This is a genomic window from Streptomyces sp. NPDC058664, assembly GCF_042716635.1.
Lineage (GTDB): Bacteria > Actinomycetota > Actinomycetes > Streptomycetales > Streptomycetaceae > Streptomyces.
Map to the genome: position 1 here is coordinate 20782 of NZ_JBHXRW010000023.1, position 13880 is coordinate 34661.

12 protein-coding genes are annotated in these 13880 nt (G+C 71.6%); 8 read left to right on the forward strand and 4 right to left on the reverse strand.

What is annotated here, in order from left to right:
• The first annotated feature begins 2 nt into the window (after positions 1–2).
• From rpmF to mutM, 3 genes are all read left to right on the forward strand, one after another.
• A complete protein-coding gene (gene rpmF / locus ACFWUY_RS19950; RefSeq protein ID WP_015036448.1) occupies positions 3–176 on the forward strand; it encodes a 50S ribosomal protein L32 in 174 nt (57 codons plus the stop codon).
• Between the two features lie 20 nt (positions 177–196).
• Positions 197–1009: a ribonuclease III gene (rnc, locus tag ACFWUY_RS19955; protein ID WP_384109759.1), complete on the forward strand. Its 813-nt coding sequence runs from the start codon at positions 197–199 to the stop codon at positions 1007–1009.
• Positions 1010–1136: 127 nt separating this feature from the next.
• Positions 1137–2021 (forward strand): bifunctional DNA-formamidopyrimidine glycosylase/DNA-(apurinic or apyrimidinic site) lyase, encoded by an 885-nt coding sequence (gene mutM, locus ACFWUY_RS19960; RefSeq protein ID WP_384109765.1) that lies wholly within the window; start codon positions 1137–1139, stop codon positions 2019–2021.
• 46 nt (positions 2022–2067) lie between these two features.
• On the opposite strand, the gene ACFWUY_RS19965 is transcribed toward mutM, so the two are convergent.
• Together ACFWUY_RS19965 and ACFWUY_RS19970 are read right to left on the reverse strand one after the other, a co-directional pair.
• Entirely contained in the window at positions 2068–2454 is a 387-nt protein-coding gene (locus ACFWUY_RS19965) for a winged helix-turn-helix transcriptional regulator (RefSeq protein ID WP_384109772.1), read from the reverse strand.
• Between the two features lie 111 nt (positions 2455–2565).
• A complete protein-coding gene (locus ACFWUY_RS19970; protein WP_384109779.1) occupies positions 2566–3534 on the reverse strand; it encodes a CAP domain-containing protein in 969 nt (322 codons plus the stop codon).
• Positions 3535–3715: 181 nt separating this feature from the next.
• Here ACFWUY_RS19970 and ACFWUY_RS19975 point away from each other — a divergent pair, with 181 nt between their 5' ends.
• The 4 genes from ACFWUY_RS19975 (at position 3716) to ACFWUY_RS19990 (ending at position 10018) form a co-directional block, all read left to right on the forward strand.
• A complete protein-coding gene (locus ACFWUY_RS19975; RefSeq protein WP_384109787.1) occupies positions 3716–3997 on the forward strand; it encodes an acylphosphatase in 282 nt (93 codons plus the stop codon).
• 391 nt (positions 3998–4388) lie between these two features.
• Positions 4389–4607 carry a hypothetical protein gene (locus ACFWUY_RS19980; RefSeq protein WP_359517204.1) on the forward strand — a complete coding sequence of 73 codons (219 nt, stop codon included), beginning with the start codon at positions 4389–4391 and terminating at the stop codon, positions 4605–4607.
• Positions 4608–4839: 232 nt separating this feature from the next.
• Positions 4840–8406 carry a chromosome segregation protein SMC gene (gene smc / locus ACFWUY_RS19985; protein WP_384109796.1) on the forward strand — a complete coding sequence of 1189 codons (3567 nt, stop codon included), beginning with the start codon at positions 4840–4842 and terminating at the stop codon, positions 8404–8406.
• Between the two features lie 178 nt (positions 8407–8584).
• Complete coding sequence (locus tag ACFWUY_RS19990; protein ID WP_384109803.1) at positions 8585–10018, forward strand: sugar porter family MFS transporter; 1434 nt, start codon at positions 8585–8587, stop codon at positions 10016–10018.
• A 42-nt stretch (positions 10019–10060) separates the two neighbouring features.
• Here the strand turns inward: ACFWUY_RS19990 and ACFWUY_RS19995 are convergent, their stop codons facing one another.
• Both ACFWUY_RS19995 and ACFWUY_RS20000 read right to left on the reverse strand, forming a co-directional pair.
• A complete protein-coding gene (locus tag ACFWUY_RS19995) occupies positions 10061–11032 on the reverse strand; it encodes an LLM class flavin-dependent oxidoreductase (protein WP_384109809.1) in 972 nt (323 codons plus the stop codon).
• A gap of 58 nt (positions 11033–11090) precedes the next feature.
• Complete coding sequence (locus ACFWUY_RS20000) at positions 11091–12548, reverse strand: cytosine permease (protein ID WP_384109814.1); 1458 nt, start codon at positions 12546–12548, stop codon at positions 11091–11093.
• A gap of 85 nt (positions 12549–12633) precedes the next feature.
• On the opposite strand from ACFWUY_RS20000, the gene ftsY reads away from it, so the two are divergent.
• Positions 12634–13857 carry a signal recognition particle-docking protein FtsY gene (ftsY, locus tag ACFWUY_RS20005; protein WP_384109821.1) on the forward strand — a complete coding sequence of 408 codons (1224 nt, stop codon included), beginning with the start codon at positions 12634–12636 and terminating at the stop codon, positions 13855–13857.
• The last annotated feature ends 23 nt before the right edge of the window (positions 13858–13880 follow it).

Genomic DNA, 13880 nt, shown 5'->3' on the forward strand with positions numbered 1-13880 from the left:
CCGTGGCTGTTCCGAAGCGGAAGATGTCGCGCAGCAACACGCGCCACCGCCGGTCGCAGTGGAAGGCTGCGGTCCCCACCCTGGTTTCGTGTGAGCGTTGCCAGGAGCCGAAGCTGCAGCACATCGCGTGCCCGAGCTGCGGCACCTACAACAAGCGCCAGGTCCTCTCGGTCTGATTGGGCTGGTGAGAGGCGCAATGTCTGAGTCCCGCAAGACGGACGACAAGACGGACCATGCCTCGTCCCACACGCTTCTGGAAGGGCGGCTCGGCTACAAGCTCGAGTCCGCCCTTCTGGTGCGTGCGCTGACCCACCGTTCGTACGCGTACGAGAACGGCGGTCTGCCCACCAACGAGCGGCTGGAGTTCCTCGGGGACTCCGTGCTCGGCCTGGTGGTCACGGACACGCTGTACCGCACCCACCCCGACCTGCCGGAAGGCCAGCTGGCCAAACTGCGGGCCGCGGTGGTCAATTCTCGTGCGCTGGCGGAGGTCAGCCGCGGCCTCGAACTCGGCTCCTTCATCCGGCTCGGCCGGGGCGAAGAGGGCACGGGTGGCCGGGACAAGGCGTCCATCCTCGCCGACACCCTTGAAGCGGTGATCGGCGCGGTCTATCTCGACCAGGGCCTCGACGCGGCGTCCGAGCTGGTGCACCGGCTCTTCGACCCGCTGATCGAGAAGTCCTCGAACCTCGGTGCGGGCCTGGACTGGAAGACCAGTCTCCAGGAGCTCACCGCGGCCGAGGGTCTTGGTGTGCCGGAGTACCTCGTCTCCGAAGAGGGCCCGGACCACGAGAAGACCTTCACTGCTGCCGCCCGCGTCGGTGGTGTCTCGTACGGCACCGGCACCGGCCGCAGCAAGAAGGAAGCGGAACAGCAGGCGGCGGAGTCCGCGTGGCGCGCGATTCGCGCGGCCGCGGACGAACGCACGGCGGCGGCGAAGGCCGTGGCCGAGGCGGGAACGGGAGAGGTCGCCGACCCCTCTCCGACCGTCCACCCGGCGTCGGCCTGACGGCCCGCGCCCACCGCTTCCCGAGAACCCCGCCCCAGGGCGGGGTTCTCGCTTTTCCGGACGCGTACGGCCGGGCGCGTCCGGCCGGTAGGGTTGAACCGCTGTCGAAGACGTCCCGAGGAGTCCCGTGCCCGAGCTGCCCGAGGTCGAGGTCGTCCGGCGCGGTCTGGAGCGCTGGGTCGCCGGCCGGACCGTGGCCGAGGTCGAGGTGCTGCACCCGAGGGCCGTACGGCGCCATCCGGCGGGCGGCGCGGACTTCGCGGCCCGGCTGAAGGGGCAGCGGTTCGAGGTGCCGCGCCGACGCGGCAAGTACCTCTGGCTGCCGCTGGCCGACACCGGGACCTCCGTCCTCGGACACCTCGGCATGAGCGGGCAGCTGCTCGTCAAGGCCGAGGACGCCGTCGACGAGAAGCACCTCCGGATCCGGATCCGCTTCACCGCATCCGACAGCGACCTCGCCGCGGGCGTCGTCGGCACCGAGCTCCGCTTCGTGGACCAGCGCACCTTCGGCGGGCTCTCGCTCCACGACCAGACCCCGGACGGGCTGCCGGACGTCATCGGGCACATCGCCCGCGACCCGCTGGACCCCGCCTTCGACGACGCCGTCTTCTTCGCCGCGCTGCGCCTGCGCCGTACGACCGTCAAGCGGGCGCTCCTCGACCAGTCGCTGATCAGCGGCGTCGGCAACATCTACGCCGACGAGGCGCTCTGGCGGTCCCGGCTGCACTACGACCGGCCGACCGCCACCCTGACGCGGCCGCGCGCGGCCGAGCTCCTCGGACACGTCAGGGACGTGATGAACGAGGCGCTCGCCGTCGGCGGCACCAGCTTCGACAGCCTGTACGTGAACGTCAACGGCGAGTCCGGCTACTTCGACCGCTCCCTCGACGCCTACGGGCGGGAGGACGAGCCCTGCCGCCGCTGCGGTACGCCGATGCGGCGGCGGGCCTGGATGAACCGCTCCAGCTACTTCTGCCCCCGCTGCCAGCGCCCGCCGCGCGTGACGGTGTGACGGCCGTGACGAGGCACGGGGCCCAGCCGACGACCGGCGCCGCGCGTCAGCCGGTGGCCGGGGCCGCGCGCTCCGCGTCGTAGCTCTCCCGGGCCGCCTCCACCTGGGGCATCCGGCCCTCCACCAGCTCGATCAGGCCGATCAGCCGCTCCGCGACCTCGCGGCCGAGCGGGGTGAGCTGGTAGTCGACCCGCGGCGGGTTCACGGGCTGCGCCTCGCGGTGGACGAGACCGTCGCGCTCCAGCGCCTGCAGGGTCTGCGACAGCATCTTCTCGCTCACGCCGTCGATCCGCCGCCGCAGCTCGTTGAAGCGGAACGAGCCGTCGTGCAGCGCGCCCAGCGTCAGGCTGCCCCAGCGGCCCGTCACGTGCTCGAGCGTTCCGCGCGAGGGACACGCCCGCGCGAACACGTCATAGGCGAGGTCGTCCGTCATGGCCTCCACCGTACTCCCGCGCAGCGCTCGCTTCTAGGCATGCGCCCTCTGGCCGGAAGCGCTTTCGACTGGTTAGCGTTCCTCGGTCTCACGGCCCTGGGCCCTACGGGCTCAGTAGCCGAAGTTCTGCGTCCACCAGGGGCCGCCGTCGCCGAAGTGGACGCCGACGCCGAGGGTCGTGAAGTCGCAGTTCAGGATGTTGGCGCGGTGGCCGTCGCTGTTCATCCAGGAGTCCATCACCGCCGCCGCGTCGGCCTGGCCGCGGGCGATGTTCTCGCCGCCCAGACCCGAGACGCCCGCCTTCTCCGCGCGCTCCCACGGCGTGGCCCCGTCCGGGTCCGTGTGGTCGAAGAAGCCGCGGGCCGCCATGTCCGCGCTGAACGCCCCGGCCAGTGCCGCGAGTCCCGCGCTCGCGTTCACCGGCGAGCAGCCCACCTGGGCGCGCTCGACGTTGACCAGCCGGAGCACCTCGGCCTCGGCGGCCCCGCTCCGGTTCGCGGTGGAAGCGGCCTGGGTCTTCTCGACCGGAGCCTCGGTCGTCGGGGCAGGCTTCGGCGCGGGGGCCTCGGTGGAGGGCGGGGCGGTGATCCTCGGCTTCGCGGGCACGGTCGGCGCGGGCTTGGTGGCCGCCGGCTTCGTCGGGGTCGGCTTCGGCGGAGTCGGCTTCGGGGTCGCCTTCGGCGTCGCCTTGGGGCTGGGCTTCTTCGACGGGGTGGCCGAGGGCGAGGCCGTCCTGCCACTGGTCGTACCCGTACTCGTTCCCGCGCTCTTGCCGGGGTCGACGAAGATCGAGTCGCCCGCCGGGGTCTGAGTGGCCCCGCCCTGCGTCGTCAGCTGCGGGGCCTGCCGGGACTCGCTCGGCCGCTCGCTCGTGCCGGTGCTGCCGACCGTGAACGTGTCCCCGCCCGGCAGCAGGCCGGAGGCGACGGCGACGGCGCCCAACGCGACCGCCGCGGAGGCGCCGAGCAGGCCGGTGCGCACGGGCCGCCGCTTGCCGCGGGCACCCCGGTGCAAGCGGTCCGTACCGGCCGCGTAGTCTTCTGCGGCGGGTGCGGCTCCGGCGCGACGGTGGCGTCCCATCTGCTCTGCCTTCCTCTGCTGGTTCTGCTGGCCTTTGCTGATCTTTGCTGTCGGTACCGTTCTGGACCGTCGGCTCGAACAGCGCGCGCCCGAACGGGTGAGGCGTGTTCGGTCGGGACTGTAGTCCATGTGTGGCCGGGGTGATGTGCTGATCTGGCATTCCGCCCGTTAGCGTGCAGTCATGAGCGACGATGTGCGGATGACCGCCTGGGTACGCGGGCGAGTACAGGGAGTGGGCTTTCGCTGGTTCACCAGGGCAAACGCTTTGGAGATCGGCGGTCTGGTGGGCTTCGCCCTGAACCTCGACGACGGCCGCGTGCAGGTGGTGGCCGAAGGGCCGCGTGAGAATTGCCACCGTCTGCTCGCCTGGCTCCGGTCCTCCGACACACCCGGCCGCGTGGACGGAGTCACTGAGATCTGGGCCACCCCGCGGGGCGGCTACGACGGCTTCGCCATCCGCTGAGGCGCCCGCGCCGACCCCTCGGCCCGGTGACTCGGAGAGGTGCCGCGCGGACGCGCCGTAACAGGCGCGTGAGGGGGAAAGCCCCTGGTGGTTGCCAAGAAGCGTCCGTCGTGGAAGGCTGCCCGACAAGGATGATCGCGACGCCCTGAGGCACCGAGTCTGCGAGGCCCCGCCGCCCACCGGGCGGCCCTGGACTCCTCGGTCGCCCCTTCGAACGGGGCGTGATCGTGTTGACCGTCAAACTTTTTGGTGAGACTCTGGAAGCCCCGCGCACCTTAGCTGTTTGGCAGTGGAACCGGCACGACAAGCAGTACTGCCGAGCACCGCGGGTGCGAAATCCCTCACGACCCAACCGCTTCGGTCGGTCACTCATTGTGGAGGACCATCCATCATGGCAAAGGCGCTTCTCGGTTACGTCGGCGGCTCCGACCCGCGACTCCTCGCCGAGATGCGACGGCTTCAGCAGCGCGTCCAGGACCTCGAATCCGAGCTGGTACGGATCCAGTCCGAGAACGACACGCTCGCCGCGGCCGCCGCTCATCACCAGGGAGAGTCGCTGCTGAACAGCATCGATCTCGACGTACCCCAGGCGGAGCCTGCGCTCACCTGACAACCCAGCCCCGAGGGGCCAGGTGGGAAACACTCACGCCGGCACAGCCGACCGGGAGATCCACTGGGACATCCATGTCGGTACGGCTGGACATGCAAGGGGCGCTTCGGCGTCCCTTCTCTCTTTCCCCACCGCTTCACCCCCCGTTTCCCCCTCGTCCCACCCTTCCTCACCCGGGGATCTGCCCTGCGCCTCCGCGGGCGAAACGCGCGGGCCCGGTAGAGTCGTATGGGTGCACCTCAAGGCCTTGACGCTCCGCGGATTCAAGTCGTTCGCCTCGGCCACCACCCTGCGGTTCGAACCCGGGATCACCTGTGTCGTGGGCCCCAACGGATCGGGCAAGTCCAACGTCGTGGACGCGCTCTCCTGGGTCATGGGCGAGCAGGGCGCCAAGTCGCTGCGCGGCGGCAAGATGGAGGACGTCATCTTCGCCGGCACGACCGGGCGCCCGCCGCTCGGCCGCGCCGAGGTCTCGCTCACCATCGACAACTCCGACGGCGCGCTGCCCATCGACTACGCCGAGGTCACCCTCACCCGCATCATGTTCCGCGGCGGCAGCAGCGAGTACCAGATCAACGGCGACACCTGCCGGCTGCTCGACTTCCAGGACCTGCTCTCCGACTCCGGCATCGGCCGCGAGATGCACGTCATCGTCGGCCAGGGACAGCTCGACTCGGTGCTGCACGCCGACCCGATGGGCCGCCGCGCCTTCATCGAGGAGGCCGCCGGCGTCCTCAAGCACCGCAAGCGCAAGGAGAAGGCGCTGCGGAAACTGGACGCGATGCGGGCCAACCTCGCGCGCGTGCAGGACCTCACCGACGAACTCCGCCGCCAGCTCAAGCCCCTCGGCCGGCAGGCCGCCGTCGCCCGCCGCGCCGTCGTCATCCAGGCCGACCTGCGCGACGCACGGCTCCGCCTTCTCGCCGACGACCTCGTCCACCTTCAGCGGGCCCTCACGGCAGAGGTGGCCGACGAGGCTGCCCTGCTCGCCCGCAAGGAGGCCACCGAGACCGAGCTGCGCGCCGCGCTCGCCCGGGAGGCCGAGCTCGAGGCGGAGGCACGCGCCCTCGTGCCCCGCCTGGAGCGCGCCCAGCAGAACTGGTACGCCCTCTCCCAGCTCGCCGAACGCGTCCGCGGCACCGTCTCCCTCGCCGACGCGCGCGTGAAGAGCGCCACCGCGGCGCCCGCGGAGGAACGCCGCGGCCGCGACCCGGAGGACCTGGAGCGGGAGGCGGCCCGCGTCCGCGAACAGGAGGCGGAGCTCGAAGCCGCCCTGGAGGCGGCCGAGCGGGCCCTCGAGGACACCGTCGCCCACCGCGCCGAGCTCGAACAGGCGCTGGCGGCCGAGGAGCGCCGCCTCAAGGACCTCGCCCGCGCCCGCGCCGACCGGCGCGAGGGCCTCGCCCGCCTCCACGGCCAGGTCAACGCGGCCCGCTCGCGCGCCGCCTCCGCCCAGGCCGAGATCGACCGCCTCGCCGCCGCACGCGACGAGGCGGGGGAACGGGCGGCCACCGCCCAGGAGGAGTACGAGCAGCTCCGGACGGAGGTCGAGGGACTCGAAGCGGCGGACACCGAACACGGCGAGCGGTACGAGGTCGCCCGCCGCGAACTCGCCGATGCCGAGACCGCGTCGAGCGCCGCCCGCGAGGCCGCCGACGCCGCCGAACGCCGCCGCGCCGCGACCCGGGCCCGGCACGACACCCTCGCCCTCGGCCTGCGCCGCAAGGACGGCACGGGCGCGCTGCTCGCCGCGGGGCTCGGCGGACTCCTCGGCCCGGCGGCCGAACTCCTCACCGTCACCCCCGGATACGAGATCCCCGTCGCCGCCGCACTCGGCGCCGCCGCCGACGCGGTCGCCGCCACCGGACCCTCCGCCGCCGCCGAAGCCCTCCGTCTGCTGCGCAAGCAGGACGCGGGCCGCGTCTCCCTGCTCCTGACCGGAGCCCCGGAGCCGGACCCGGCACCGGCGGCCGAGGGCCGCCCGTACGCCGCCGACCTCGTGCGAGGTCCCGCCGAACTCATGGGCGCCGTCCGCCGGTTGCTCGCCGGATTCGTGGTCGTCGGGGACCTGGACGAGGCCGCCGAACTGGTCAGGGCCCGGCCCGGACTGATCGCCGTCACCGCCCAGGGCGACCTGTTCGGGGCGCACTTCGCGCAGGGCGGCTCGGCGGGCGCCCCCAGCCTCCTCGAAGTCCAGGCCTCGGTGGCGGAGGCCGCCGCCGAGCTCGAAGAGCTGGGCGTGCTCTGCGAGGAGTTGGCGGCGGCCCGGGGCGAGGCCGACGAGCGGCGCCGTACCGCCGCCGCGTTCGTCGAGGAGCTCGACACCCGCCGCCGTACCGCCGAGCGCGAGAAGTCGGCCGTCGCCAAGGAGCTCGGGCGGCTCGCCGGGCAGGCCAGGGGAGCGGCGGGGGAGGCGGAACGGACCGCGGCGGCGGCCGCCCGCGCCCAGGAGGCCCTGGAGAAGGCCACCGCCGAGGCGGAGGAGCTGGCCGAACGGCTCCTGGTGGCCCAGGAGGCCGCCGACTTCGGGGACGGCGAGGACGGCGAACCCGACAGCGCCACCCGCGACCGGCTCGCGATCGACGGCTCCAACGCGCGCCAGACCGAGATGGAGGCGCGGCTCCAGGTCCGTACCCATGAGGAGCGGGTCAAGGCACTCGCCGGGCGGGCCGACTCGCTCGACCGGGCCGCCCGCGCCGAACGGGAGGCACGCGCGCGTGCCGAGCAGCGCCGGGCCCGGCTGCGCCACGAGGAACGGGTCGCGGGCGCGGTCGCCGCCGGCGCCCGGGAGCTCCTGGCCCATGTCGAGGTCTCGCTGGTCCGCGCCGAGCGGGAGCGGGTCGCGGCCCAGGCGGCACGCGCCGACCGGGAGCAGGGCCTCACGGCGGCCCGGGCCCGGGGCCGGGACCTCAAGGCGGAGCTCGACAAGCTGACCGACTCCGTCCACCGGGGCGAGGTCCTCGGCGCCGAGAAGCGGCTGCGGATCGAGCAGCTGGAGGCGAAGGCGCTGGAGGAGTTCGGCGTGGAGGCGACCGACCTGGTCGCCGAGTACGGCCCGGACCAGCCCGTGCCCCCGTCGCCCGCGGCCGAGGGCGAGGGCGAGCACATCGGTGACGCGGCCGGCGGTGACACGGCCGTGCCCCGCCCCTTCGTCCGTTCGGAGCAGGAGAAGCGGCTCAAGGCCGCCGAACGGGCGTACCACCAGCTCGGCAAGGTCAATCCGCTGGCCCTGGAGGAGTTCGCGGCCCTGGAGGAGCGGCACCGGTTCCTCTCGGAGCAGCTGGAGGACCTGAAGAAGACCAGGACCGACCTGCTTCAGGTCGTGAAGGAGGTCGACCTGCGGGTCGAGCAGGTCTTCACCGACGCGTACCGGGACACGGCCCGGGAGTTCGAGGGCGTCTTCTCGCGGCTCTTCCCGGGCGGCGAGGGCCGGCTGGTCCTCACCGACCCGGACGACATGCTCGCCACCGGCGTCGAGGTGGAGGCCCGTCCGCCGGGCAAGAAGGTCAAACGCCTTTCGCTGCTCTCGGGCGGTGAGCGCTCACTCACGGCCGTGGCGCTGCTCGTCTCGATCTTCAAGGCGCGGCCGAGCCCGTTCTACGTGATGGACGAGGTCGAGGCGGCGCTCGACGACACCAACCTCCAGCGGCTGATCCTGCTCATGCGGGAGCTCCAGGAGTCCTCCCAGCTGATCGTGATCACGCACCAGAAGCGGACGATGGAGGTCGCGGACGCGCTGTACGGCGTATCCATGCAGGGCGACGGCGTCTCGAAGGTCATCAGTCAGCGGCTCCGCTGAGCATTCGTTCAAGTGTTGAACTCAAGAGGCTTTGCTGTGCTCTAAAAGTCACATGACATCGACTATTGACTTCGAAACTTGAAGGCATAGTCTCTGCAACGTTGCTTTAACCTTCACGTGGTGGGCGGCGTGAAGTTGTGCGCCACTGGAAGGGCTTTCCCCCCACCGAGGAGTCCATGTGACCAGTACCGCGCAGGCGCCCACGCCGCCGCCTTCCGAAGGCCGAGCCGCCCACCCGGACCACCTCGGCCACGTCATCTTCATCACGGCCTCCGCCGCGATGGGCGGATTCCTCTTCGGATACGACAGCTCCGTCATCAACGGCGCCGTCGAGGCGATCCGCGACCGCTACGACATCGGCTCCGGCACCCTCGCCCAGGTCATCGCCGTCGCCCTGATCGGCTGCGCCATCGGTGCCGCCACCGCCGGCCGGATCGCCGACCGCATCGGCCGCATCCGCTGCATGCAGATCTCCGCCGCGCTCTTCGCCATCAGCGCCGTGGGCTCCGCGCTGCCCTTCGCGCTCTGGGACCTGGCTCTCTGGCGGGTCATCGGCGGCTTCGCCATCGGCATGGCCTCGGTGATCGGCCCCGCGTACATCGCCGAGGTCGCCCCCGCCGCCTACCGCGGCCGTCTCGGCTCCTTCCAGCAGGCCGCGATCGTCATCGGCATCGCCATCTCCCAGCTGGTCAACTACGGCATCCTCCAGCTCGCCGACGGCGACCAGCGCGGCGAGATCGGCGGCCTGGAGGCCTGGCAGTGGATGCTCGGCGTGATGGTCGTGCCCGCGCTCCTCTACGGCCTGCTCTCCTTCGCCATCCCCGAGTCCCCGCGCTTCCTCATCTCCGTCGGGAAGACCGACCGGGCCAAGGAGGTGCTCGCCGAGGTCGAGGGCCACGGCGTCGACCTCGACCGCCGCGTCGCCGAGATCGACCGGGCCATGCGCAGCGAGCACAAGTCCACCTTCAAGGACCTGCTCGTCGCCGGCGGCCGCTTCAAGCTGCTGCCCATCGTCTGGGTCGGCATCGGACTCTCGGTCTTCCAGCAGCTCGTCGGCATCAACGTCGCGTTCTACTACTCCGCGACCCTCTGGCAGTCCGTCGGCATCGACCCGTCGAGCTCGTTCTTCTACTCGTTCACCACGTCGATCATCAACATCATCGGCACCGTGATCGCGATGGTCCTGGTCGACCGGGTCGGCCGCAAGCCGCTCGCCCTCGTCGGCTCCGTCGGCATGGCGATCGCCCTCGCCTTCGAGGCCTGGGCCTTCTCCGCCGACCTCGTCGACGGCAAGCTCCCCGAGACCCAGGGCGTCGTGGCGCTCGTCGCCGCCCATGTCTTCGTGCTCTTCTTCGCCCTCTCGTGGGGCGTGGTGGTCTGGGTCTTCCTCGGCGAGATGTTCCCCAACCGGATCCGCGCCGCCGCCCTCGGCGTCGCCGCCTCCGCCCAGTGGATCGCCAACTGGGCCATCACCGCCAGCTTCCCGTCCCTCGCGGACTGGAACCTCTCCGGCACGTACGTCATCTACACGGTCTTCGCCGTGCTCTCGATCCCCTTCGTGCTCAGGTACGTCAAGGAGACCAAGGGCAAGGCGTTGGAGGAGATGGGCTAACCCCCGCTGCCCCGCTCCTCGCGACGACTGCCCCGGCCGAGCTCACGCCTTCAGCCGGGGCAGTACGCCGTCGCAGAACAGCCGCAGGCTCCGCCAGCCCTCCTCGACCGGCATCCCGCCGCACAGCGGATGCAGCACCAGGCTCTCCAGGCCGAGGGCCGAGCACTCCTCAGGGGTGACGACCCGGTACACCCCCTCCGCCCGCAGCTCCGCCACCGTCGTCGCCGTCGACCGCACCGCCGAGCGGATGTCCTTCGACTGCCAGGACGCGTACGTCCGTGCCTCGTGCAGGAAGTGCTCCCCGTGCTCCGCCCACGTCCGGTCCGGGTCCTCCGACAGGTGCAGCAGCGGCGTCTCCTCGGCCGGCATCATCGTCCACCCCTCCGTGCCGTACTCGGCGCACCGCTCCCGGTAGTACGCGTCGAGCTCCGGCAGATGCGCGCTCGGGAAGAACGGCAGCCCCAGCCGGGCCGCCCGCCGCGCCGCCGCCCGCGACGAACCGCCGACGAGCAGCAGCGGATGCGGCCGGGTGAAGGGCCGCGGGGTGACCCGCACCGTACGGCCCTGATACGCGAACGGCTCCCCGGTCCAGGCCGTCAGCAGGGTCTCCAGGAGCAGGTCCTGGAGCTTGCCGCGCCGGCCCCAGTCGACCCCGCGCTCCTCGTACTCCTCCGGCCGGTAGCCGATCCCCGCCACCGTCACCAGACGGCCCCCGCTCAGCAGGTCCAGGACCGCGATGTCCTCCGCGAGCCGCAGCGGATCGTGCAGCGGCCCGATGATCGCCGAGACGGTGACCGCGATCCTCTCCGTCGCGCCGAAGACGGCGCCGGCGAAGGCGAAGGGGGAGGGCAGCCAGTTGTTCGCCACCCCGTGGTGCTCCTCGGTCTGGACCGTGTCGACCCCGTGGGTGTCGGCGTACGCGGCCATGGCGAGGGCGGCCCGGTAGCGCTCCGAGAGGGATTCCGGGGTCGCGCGGGGATCGACGAGGTTGAACCGTACGACGCTGAACGGCATGGAAGGTCCCCCTCCGCGGGTGGGATACCGGCGAAGGGGGACGTTATCTGACGTGGCGTCAGATGGAAACGGTCTCGCGGACGTCGACCCGCTCCGCGGGGACCTTCTCGGGCGTACGCGGAAGGACCGCGTACAGCGCACCGGCCACCACGATCGTCGCCGCCCAGCCCAGACCGTTCTCACCGATCCAGGAGGAGGCGAGCGGACCGGCGAACCAGTCGACCTTCGTGAACAGCAGGCCCGCGAGCAGCGCCACCGCCCAGGCCGTCATCGCCTGCCAGGCGAAACCGCCCCGGTACCAGTAGGCGCTGGTCCTGGTGGTGTCCATGAGCGCCACCGCGTCGTACGACCGACGCCGCAGCATGTCCACGCCGAAGACCCCGATCCACGCCGAGAACGCCACCGCGAGCAGCGTCAGGAACGAGATGAACGAGCCGATGAAACTGGTCGCCACCACCATCAGGAGGAAACCGAAGACCAGGCTGATCACCGCGTTCACGCTGACCGCCGCCGCCCGCGACACCTTGATGCCCAGGGTCTGCGCGGTGAACCCGGCCGAGTACATCGACATCGAGTTGATCAGCAGCATGCCGAGCAGGGCGATCACCAGGTACGGCACCGAGATCCACATCGGCAGCAGCTCACCGATGAACGAGACCGGGTCCTGCGCCGAGGCCAGGTCCGGCGTCGACACCGCCATCACCGCGCCCATCAGCACCATCGGCAGGACGACGATCCCGGCGCCGCCGACCGTCGAGCCCACCATCGCCCTCGACGAGGCCGTACGGGGCAGATAGCGGGTGAAGTCGGGGCCCGAGGGGACCCAGCTGATGCCACCCGCCGCGATCGTGCCGATGCCCGCGACCATCATCGCCGTCGAGCCGGCCGGCTTGGCGAAGACCGCCGACCAGTCGGTGTTCGCCACCAGGTAGACCAGGACGAGGACCGAGAAGGCGCCGAAGAGGTACGTGGACCACTTGCTGCACACCCGCAGCGCGTTGATGCCGAGACCCGAGACGAGGAAGGTGCAGGTGACGAAGAGCAGCAGCGTCACCACGATGAGGGGCGTGTTCGACTTCACGCCGAAGAGCAGGTCGAGGACGGTCAGCACCGCGTAGGCACCGGTCACCGCGTTGATGGTCTCCCAGCCCCAGCGGGCCACCCAGATCAGCGCACCCGGGAAAAGGTTTCCGCGCTGACCGAACACGGCCCGTGACAGCGCCATCCCCGGCGCCCCGCCCCGCTTGCCCGCGATCGAGATCACACCGACGATCCCGTACGAGAGGACGGGCGCGGCGACCGCCACGGCCAGGACCTGCCAGAAGTTCAGGCCGTTGAAGACGATCAGACCGGCGCCCATCGTGAGCAACAGCACACTGATGTTCGCGGCGACCCAGGTCGGGAAGAGCTCGCGGACACGGCCGGTCCGCTCGGCGTCGGGGACGGGTTCGAGACCGCGGGTCTCCATGGCGCCGTCGTGCGTCGCGCCTGCGGCTTCGGAGGCGTCGTGGGGCATGGGGGTACTCCGTACAGATGTGGGGGGACCCACCCAGCGTACGTGCTCCGTATCCGGTCGCCTCTTGGCCGATACTGAGGAGGTTATGGAACTCATCCTTGCTGTAGTCATCGCTCTGGTCGTCGCGGTCGCCGTGACGAGCGGGCTCGTGATCAGCGGTCGCAAGAAGAAGCAGCTGCCGCCGGCCGAGCCGCCGTCCACCACGCCGACCATCACCGCTCCGCCCGCCGAACCGCACGTCGGCGAGGAGGCGGAGACGCCGCGGGAGGAACCACGCCGCACGGTCGAGGAGGTCACGCTCCCCGCCGATGAGGCGGTCGGGACGCCGGTCGCCGTCGAGGACCCCGTCGTCGCCGAGCCCGCGGCCCCCGAGATCGAGATCCCGGAGCCCACCGCCGGCCGTCTCGTACGGCTCAGGGCCCGGCTCGCCCGTTCCCAGAACTCGCTCGGCAAGGGGCTGCTCACGCTCCTGTCGCGCGAGCACCTCGACGAGGACACCTGGGAGGAGATCGAGGAGACCCTCCTCACCGCCGACGTCGGCGTCGCCCCCACCCAGGAGCTCGTCGAGCGGCTCCGCGAGCGGGTCAGGGTGCTCGGCACCCGCACCCCGGAGGAGCTGCGCGGTCTGCTCCGCGAGGAGCTCGTCACGCTCCTCGGCCCCGAGCTCGACCGCACGGTGCACACCGAGAGCCCCACCGACGTCCCCGGCGTCGTCATGGTCGTCGGCGTCAACGGCACCGGCAAGACCACCACCACCGGCAAGCTGGCCCGCGTCCTCGTCGCCGACGGCAAGTCCGTCGTCCTCGGCGCCGCCGACACCTTCCGCGCCGCCGCCGCCGACCAGCTCCAGACCTGGGGCGAGCGCGTCGGCGCCCGGACCATCCGCGGCCCGGAGGGCGGCGACCCGGCGTCGATCGCCTTCGACGCCGTCAAGGAGGGCATCGCGGAGGGCGCCGACGTCGTCCTCATCGACACCGCCGGCCGGCTCCACACCAAGACCGGCCTCATGGACGAGCTCGGCAAGGTCAAGCGCGTCGTCGAGAAGCACGGCCCGCTCGACGAGATCCTTCTCGTCCTCGACGCCACCACCGGCCAGAACGGCCTGATCCAGGCTCGCGTCTTCGCCGAGGTCGTCGACATCACCGGCATCGTGCTCACCAAGCTCGACGGCACCGCCAAGGGCGGCATCGTCGTCGCGGTCCAGCGCGAGCTGGGCGTCCCGGTCAAGCTGATCGGCCTGGGCGAGGGCCCGGACGACCTGGCCCCCTTCGAGCCGGGCGCCTTCGTCGACGCCCTGATCGGCGACTGACCCGCCGTCCACGCACACGCGTG

Excerpts from the sequence above, each read along its gene's own strand:
- rnc (WP_384109759.1), top strand. The coding sequence starts at position 197 with ATGTCTGAGTCCCGCAAGACGGACGACAAGACGGACCATGCCTCGTCC.
- ACFWUY_RS19965 (WP_384109772.1), bottom strand. The coding sequence starts at position 2,454 with ATGACGGACGACCTCGCCTATGACGTGTTCGCGCGGGCGTGTCCCTCG.
- ACFWUY_RS19970 (WP_384109779.1), bottom strand. The coding sequence starts at position 3,534 with ATGGGACGCCACCGTCGCGCCGGAGCCGCACCCGCCGCAGAAGACTAC.
- ACFWUY_RS19975 (WP_384109787.1), top strand. The coding sequence starts at position 3,716 with ATGAGCGACGATGTGCGGATGACCGCCTGGGTACGCGGGCGAGTACAG.
- ACFWUY_RS19980 (WP_359517204.1), top strand. The coding sequence starts at position 4,389 with ATGGCAAAGGCGCTTCTCGGTTACGTCGGCGGCTCCGACCCGCGACTC.
- ACFWUY_RS19995 (WP_384109809.1), bottom strand. The coding sequence starts at position 11,032 with ATGCCGTTCAGCGTCGTACGGTTCAACCTCGTCGATCCCCGCGCGACC.
- ACFWUY_RS20000 (WP_384109814.1), bottom strand. The coding sequence starts at position 12,548 with ATGCCCCACGACGCCTCCGAAGCCGCAGGCGCGACGCACGACGGCGCC.
- ftsY (WP_384109821.1), top strand. The coding sequence starts at position 12,634 with ATGGAACTCATCCTTGCTGTAGTCATCGCTCTGGTCGTCGCGGTCGCC.